The following is a 5889-nucleotide window of genomic DNA, read 5'->3' as shown; positions in this document are numbered from 1 at the left end:
GGCATCCTCTCCCAAAACTTTCCGACCCGGCGGGCAACTGCCGGGTCTTTTTTTGCCTGCTGATTTTGTGCGCAGAACGACCGCTTGTAGCCAGATCGCAACTTTAGGCTGGTCACCGCGTTTGAAATCCCGCGCGCCGGTTCCCACATCGGAACCTGTCGGCAGTTCAAGGGGATTTCACCACTCATGGCAGATGCGGCAACCGAAGCCCGTACCGTGCGCTTGCAGGTCGCGGGCGCAAGGCAGGAAGAAAGCGGGCACGGTATCGCCCGCGTCAGTCGTCACATCATGGCGCAACTTGGCGTTACCGAAGGTGACGTGATCGAAATCGTGGGCAAACGCTCCACGGCAGCGCGCGTGATTCAACCCTACCCGGAAGATGAAGGGCTGGAACTTATCCGGCTCGACGGTTTGCAGCGCGCCAATGCCGATGTCGGTTCGGGTGAACACGTCGAAGTGCAGCGCATAGAATCGCGGCCCGCGCAGCGTGTTGTCTTTGCGCCCGCGCAAAAGGACTTGCGACTGCAGGGACCGGCGCAAGCGTTGAAACGAAACTTTGCCGGGCGTCCGCTGGTTACAGGCGATCTGGTAGCCACGGCAGGCCAGCAGCAGGTCAGCCGTTCGGACATGCCGCAGCAGCTTCGTCAGATGCTCAATGCGCCAGCTTTCGCGCTAACGCAGATCCGCCTCACCGTTGTTTCGACCAGCCCCAAGGGCGTGGTCCATATCGACGAGAATACCGAAGTCGAACTGCGCCCGGAATACGAGGAGCCTCGCTCCAGCCGCGCCGACGTGAACTACGATGACGTTGGCGGGATGGGCGATACCATCCGCCAGTTGCGCGAGATGGTGGAACTGCCTCTGCGCTATCCCGAACTGTTCACGCGCCTCGGCGTAGATCCGCCCAAGGGCGTGCTGCTGCACGGCCCGCCGGGCACCGGCAAGACGCGCCTTGCCCGCGCCGTGGCCAATGAAAGCGACGCTTCGTTCTTCACCATCAACGGCCCCGAAATCATGGGTTCGGCCTATGGCGAAAGCGAAAAGCGCCTGCGCGAGGTGTTCGAGGAAGCGACCAAGGCCGCGCCTTCGATCATCTTCATCGACGAAATCGATTCGATCGCGCCCAAGCGTAGCGAGGTGCATGGCGAGGCGGAAAAGCGCCTTGTCGCCCAATTGCTTACGCTGATGGATGGGCTACAGGCGCGCTCAAACCTCGTCGTCATTGCGGCCACTAACCGGCCCGATGCAATTGACGAGGCTTTGCGCCGCCCTGGCCGGTTCGACCGCGAGATCGTGGTGGGCGTACCCGACGAATCGGGTCGTCGCGAAATCATCGGCATTCACACGCGCGGTATGCCGCTGGCCGAAGATGTCGATCTGCAGGAACTAGCCCGCACCACGCATGGCTTCGTCGGTGCCGATCTGGCGGCTTTGGGGCGCGAGGCGGCAATCGAAGCCGTGCGCCGCATCATGCCGCAACTCGATTTCGAACAGCAGACGATCCCGCAGGACGTGCTCGACAACCTGCGTGTCGAACGCGACGATTTCGTACAGGCGCTGAAGCGCGTGCAACCTTCGGCCATGCGCGAAGTCATGGTGCAGGCGCCGACCATCGGCTGGGCCGACATAGGCGGGCTGGATGAGGCACAGGACAAGTTGCGCGAAGGCGTGGAACTGCCGTTGAAGAACCCTGAGGCGTTCCACCGTCTCGGCATCCGTCCGGCCAAGGGCTTCCTGCTCTATGGCCCACCCGGCACCGGCAAGACCCTACTGGCAAAGGCAGTGGCGAAAGAGGCAGAGGCCAACTTCATCGCGATCAAGTCGTCCGATCTGCTCAGCAAATGGTATGGCGAAAGCGAACAGCAGATCGCCCGCCTCTTTGCCCGCGCGCGTCAGGTCGCGCCCTGCGTGGTTTTTATCGATGAGATCGACAGCCTTGTTCCCGCGCGCGGCAGCGGGCAGGGGGAACCGAACGTGACGGCGCGGGTGGTCAACACCATCCTTGCCGAGATGGACGGGCTGGAGGAACTGCAATCGGTCGTGCTGATCGGGGCGACCAATCGGCCCAACCTTGTTGATCCAGCGCTGCTGCGTCCGGGCAGGTTCGATGAACTGGTCTATGTCGGCACCCCCAGCGAAGAAGGCCGTGCCCATATCCTCGGCATCCACACGCGCAACATGCCCCTGGCCGATGACGTGGACCTCAGCCTGATCGCTGCAGAAACGCTGCGCTTTACAGGTGCGGATCTGGAAGACGTGGTGCGCCGGGCCGGCCTCAACGCCATTCGTCGCGCGGGCGGCAATGTCGATCAGGTCACGGCAGAGGATTTCGCCGCAGCGCTTGAAGCATCACGCGCGACGGTGACAGAACAGATGGAAGACGATTACGCCCGGATGAAGGGCGAGTTGAAGAAGCGCGCGATGAATCCCGGCCCGCTGGGCTTCATCACGCCCGGCATGGTTCAGCCCACGCGCGAATCCAAGCACGGCTGATGCGCAAGGCGGAGAGGGTTCAGCTCTCTCCGCCTTCCAGCACGAAGTCCATCTCCACCACGATTCCCCGTTCGCCAAAGCGCCGCGTGATCGTGCCGCCAAGCTGGCGTTCGGATGACCGGATCAGGGCAGAACCAAACCCTTCGCGGCCAGCCTCGGCAGGCGCGGCGGCTTCACCCGCAGCGATTTCTTCCCACAGCACTTGCGCGCGGTCGCCCTCCCGGCTCCAGGTCACGCGCAAAAGCCCGCCGGGCTGCGCCCAGGCGCCATACTTCACGGCATTGGTCACCAGTTCGTGCAGCACCAGCCCCAGAGGCACCGCGTGCTTTCCGGGTAGCACGAGTTCGCCCCCGTCCAGTTCGCACCGCTCCGACGACGAACGATAGGGCGCAATTGCCTTCCCGATCAGGTCGGCAAAATCGACTGTCTGATCCTTGCCCGAACCTTGCGTGACTTCATGCGCCGTCACCAGCGCGTGAATGCGCTTCGCGATCCGGTCTACCGCAGGGGCCGCTGCCTGATCACCCCGTGCGCTCATCTTCACGATGGCAAGGATGACCGCGAACAGGTTCTTGACCCGATGGTTGAGTTCCTTGGCGAGAATGTCTGCCCGGTCGCGCGCTTCGGCGATCACCGCTGCGTTGGCCGCCAACGCTTCTGCTTCGGCGCTGCGGATGGCCTGCCATAGGCCCAGCGCCAGCGCGCAGACGATCACCACGAACAGCGCAGCCAACGATGGCAGTATGCGTGCTTCGGCAGCAGATGCGTTCTGCACCGCCTGCGCCAGCCGGACGCGCTCGATATCTTCTAGCTTCGCCACCGCGCGCCGCAACCCGGTCATCGCAAGTTGACCTTCGTCGGAAAGGACGCGCGCGTGCGCATCCGGGATGCGTCGCTGGCCGACCAGTTCGATCACGCCGGTCATTTCGGCCCATTTCGCATCGCCCAGCCGCGCGATCTCGGCCAGAAGGTCCGCCTGGTCGACGGGCAAGTCGTCGCCCATCTGCTGCCGCAGCCGCGTCATTTCCTGGCTATAGCGCTCCCGTCCTTCTCGGTAAGGCGCGAGATAGCGGGTGTCGCTGGTGATGAAGTAGCCGCGCTGCCCGGTTTCGCCGCTCATCGTAGCGCGCACGATCTGGTCGAGCGATTCGAGAATCGCACTGGTCCGCGCCGCCTGCTGCCTTTGCGAACGCTCGGCTTCCACCGTTGCAAGGATCAGCGCAAACGTGCCAAGCAGTGCCAGCGCAACGACGACAAACAGCGCAAGCGTTGGAATGCGAGGCGCGCGCTGCCACCAATGGAGGCGCTGCGCGCCATCGCGGGATTCGTTTTCCCTGTTCATCGCGCGTGCCTAAACGTTAACGCGAAAGGCGGCAACGTATTGAAGCGCCGCAGGCTTGACGCAAGCGGCCCTGTCGCCTATCGGCCACCCCCTGATTCCGGCGTGTTGCCTGTGCGGCATGGCCAGTCCACAGATTCGAACAGAAGAGAAAACCGATGAAGCGCACTTTCCAGCCCAGCAACCTCGTGCGTGCCCGCCGTCACGGCTTCCGCGCTCGTGCCGCCACTGTCGGTGGTCGCAAGGTTCTGCACGCTCGCCGCGCACGCGGCCGCAAGAAACTGTCGGCCTGAAGCCTGACAACCAGCTTCCTGTTCCGGCGAAAGCGGGCATGACCCGAATCGCCACGATACGGAAGCGGGCAGATTTCGTTGCTGCCAATCGCGGAATCCGGGTCGCAAGGCCCGGATTCGTGCTGTTGGTAAACCGCGATTGCGCGCCCGCCGATGAAGCGGACATGCGCTTTGGCGTCACCGTCACCAAAAAGATCGGCAACGCGGTCGTCCGCAATCGCATGAAGCGCCGCTTTCGCGCTCTGCTGCGCGAGGCGCTCCCGCAAGGCGGCATTGCCGGTGCCGACCACGTGATGATCGGGCGCGAAGGCGGGGTCGAGCGGGATTTCGCCCTGCTGCGTGAAGAACTGGCCGTTGCCCTTTCACGCGCTGCTGCGGGCAAGGGCGATCCGCCAAGAAAGCGCGGTGGCCCGCGCGCCCATCACGGCCGGGGCAAGTGAAACGGCTGCTCATCCTTGTTGCGCGGGGCTGGCAACTCGGCCCGTCGCGCGTGCTTCCACCCTCTTGCCGTTTCAGCCCTTCCTGCTCGCAATATGCGATCGAAGCGCTGGAAAAGCATGGCGCGATTAAGGGTGGCTGGCTGGCGGCGAAGCGGCTATTGCGCTGCCACCCGTGGGGTGGGTGCGGATATGATCCCGTTCCTTAACCAGTGCAATTTCAGGTCGCCTTGCGCGCCATAGAATAACAGGACGCAAAACCCGGTGCAGAATCAGCGCAACGTCATCTTGGCAGTGGTCCTTACCGGCCTGCTGCTGCTCGGCTGGGAAGGCGCGATGCGCTGGTTCTACCCGCAGGCCGACGTAAAGCCTGCCGCCACGGCAACCACGACTGCGGCGGCGGATGGCAAGCCCACGCGCGAAGGCGGGCTGCGCAATGCTGGCGATATCGCGCTGGAAAAGAAGGACTTGCGCGCAGAACTCGCCGCCGGGCACCGTCTTCCTATCGATGCGCCGGGCCTCAAGGGCACGATCAACCTCAAGGGCGCGCTGGTCGATGACGTGACGCTGGCCCGCCACACCGAGACGGTCGAGAAGAACAGCGCGCCCGTGCGCCTGTTCTCGCCCGCCGGAACGCCCGCACAGCACTATGCCCAGATCGGTTGGGTCGGCGAAGGCATCGCCACGCCCGATACCAACACGATGTGGACCGCAGACGGCGCAAAGCTGACACCGCAGACCCCCGTCACGCTGCGTTGGACCAACCCCACCGGGCAGACCTTCTCGATCCGCTATGCGATTGATGCGGATTACATGATCACCGCTACGCAGACTGTGGCCAATGCGGGCGCAACCCCGATTGTGGTCAAGCCGTTCGGACTGGTCAGCCGCACTGACAAGACCGCCAGCCTCGATACCTGGCAGCTCCATTCCGGTCCGATTGCCGCGCTCGATGGTTCGGTAACGTTCGAAAACAACTATTCGACCGTCACCGAAGCGCCGGGACAGGCCGTGCCGCTCAAGGGTGGAACCAACTGGATCGGCTTTACCGATATCTACTGGCTGTCGGCGCTGATTCCCGATGCCGGGGCCAAGGCCGAAGGCGCTTTCCGCTCCACGGCGCCGGGCGTGTTCCGCGCCGACCTGCTCTACCCCAACGTCTCGGTCGCACCGGGCAAGCAGCAGTCGCAGTCCGTGCGGCTCTTTGCTGGCGGCAAGGAAAACAGCGTTCTTGAAAAGTACGAAGCGGCGGGTGTAGCCAACTTCAGCCTGTCGATCGACTGGGGCTGGTTCCGCTGGTTCGAAAAGCCGATCTTCTGGCTGCTCG

7 protein-coding genes are annotated in these 5889 nt (G+C 63.7%); 5 read left to right on the top strand and 2 right to left on the bottom strand.

Features of this window, described 5'->3' with window-relative positions:
- Positions 1 to 188, bottom strand: a 188-nt coding sequence (locus ACOVQ0_RS17665; RefSeq protein ID WP_421887492.1) for a hypothetical protein, incomplete at its 3' end; no start/stop codon positions are given.
- Here ACOVQ0_RS17665 and ACOVQ0_RS17660 point away from each other — a divergent pair.
- Entirely contained in the window at positions 187 to 2493 is a 2307-nt protein-coding gene (locus ACOVQ0_RS17660; protein WP_421887489.1) for a CDC48 family AAA ATPase, read from the top strand. The genes ACOVQ0_RS17665 and ACOVQ0_RS17660 overlap by 2 nt on opposite strands.
- 19 nt (positions 2494 to 2512) lie before the next feature.
- On the opposite strand, the gene ACOVQ0_RS17655 is transcribed toward ACOVQ0_RS17660, so the two are convergent.
- Positions 2513 to 3835, bottom strand: a complete 1323-nt coding sequence (locus ACOVQ0_RS17655) for a sensor histidine kinase (RefSeq protein ID WP_421887486.1) — start codon at positions 3833 to 3835, stop codon at positions 2513 to 2515.
- Between the two features lie 155 nt (positions 3836 to 3990).
- On the opposite strand from ACOVQ0_RS17655, the gene rpmH reads away from it, so the two are divergent.
- From rpmH to yidC, 4 genes are all read left to right on the top strand, one after another.
- The gene (rpmH, locus tag ACOVQ0_RS17650) at positions 3991 to 4125 is read left to right on the top strand and encodes a 50S ribosomal protein L34 (protein WP_168853169.1); all 135 of its coding nucleotides are present in this window, start codon (positions 3991 to 3993) and stop codon (positions 4123 to 4125) included.
- Between the two features lie 38 nt (positions 4126 to 4163).
- On the top strand, positions 4164 to 4565 hold the full coding sequence (gene rnpA, locus ACOVQ0_RS17645; RefSeq protein WP_421887484.1) for a ribonuclease P protein component: 402 nt from the start codon (positions 4164 to 4166) through the stop codon (positions 4563 to 4565).
- Positions 4562 to 4771: a membrane protein insertion efficiency factor YidD gene (gene yidD, locus ACOVQ0_RS17640; protein ID WP_421887482.1), complete on the top strand. Its 210-nt coding sequence runs from the start codon at positions 4562 to 4564 to the stop codon at positions 4769 to 4771. The genes rnpA and yidD overlap by 4 nt, the downstream gene beginning before the upstream one ends.
- A 55-nt stretch (positions 4772 to 4826) precedes the next feature.
- Positions 4827 to 5889, top strand: a 1063-nt coding sequence (yidC, locus tag ACOVQ0_RS17635; RefSeq protein WP_421887479.1) for a membrane protein insertase YidC, incomplete at its 3' end; no start/stop codon positions are given.

The sequence above is a fragment of the Novosphingobium sp. genome (assembly GCF_049240505.1).
Classification (GTDB): Bacteria; Pseudomonadota; Alphaproteobacteria; order Sphingomonadales; family Sphingomonadaceae; genus Novosphingobium.
The sequence above is the reverse complement of the archived record's forward strand: the minus strand, read 5'-3'. Positions and strand labels throughout refer to the sequence as shown.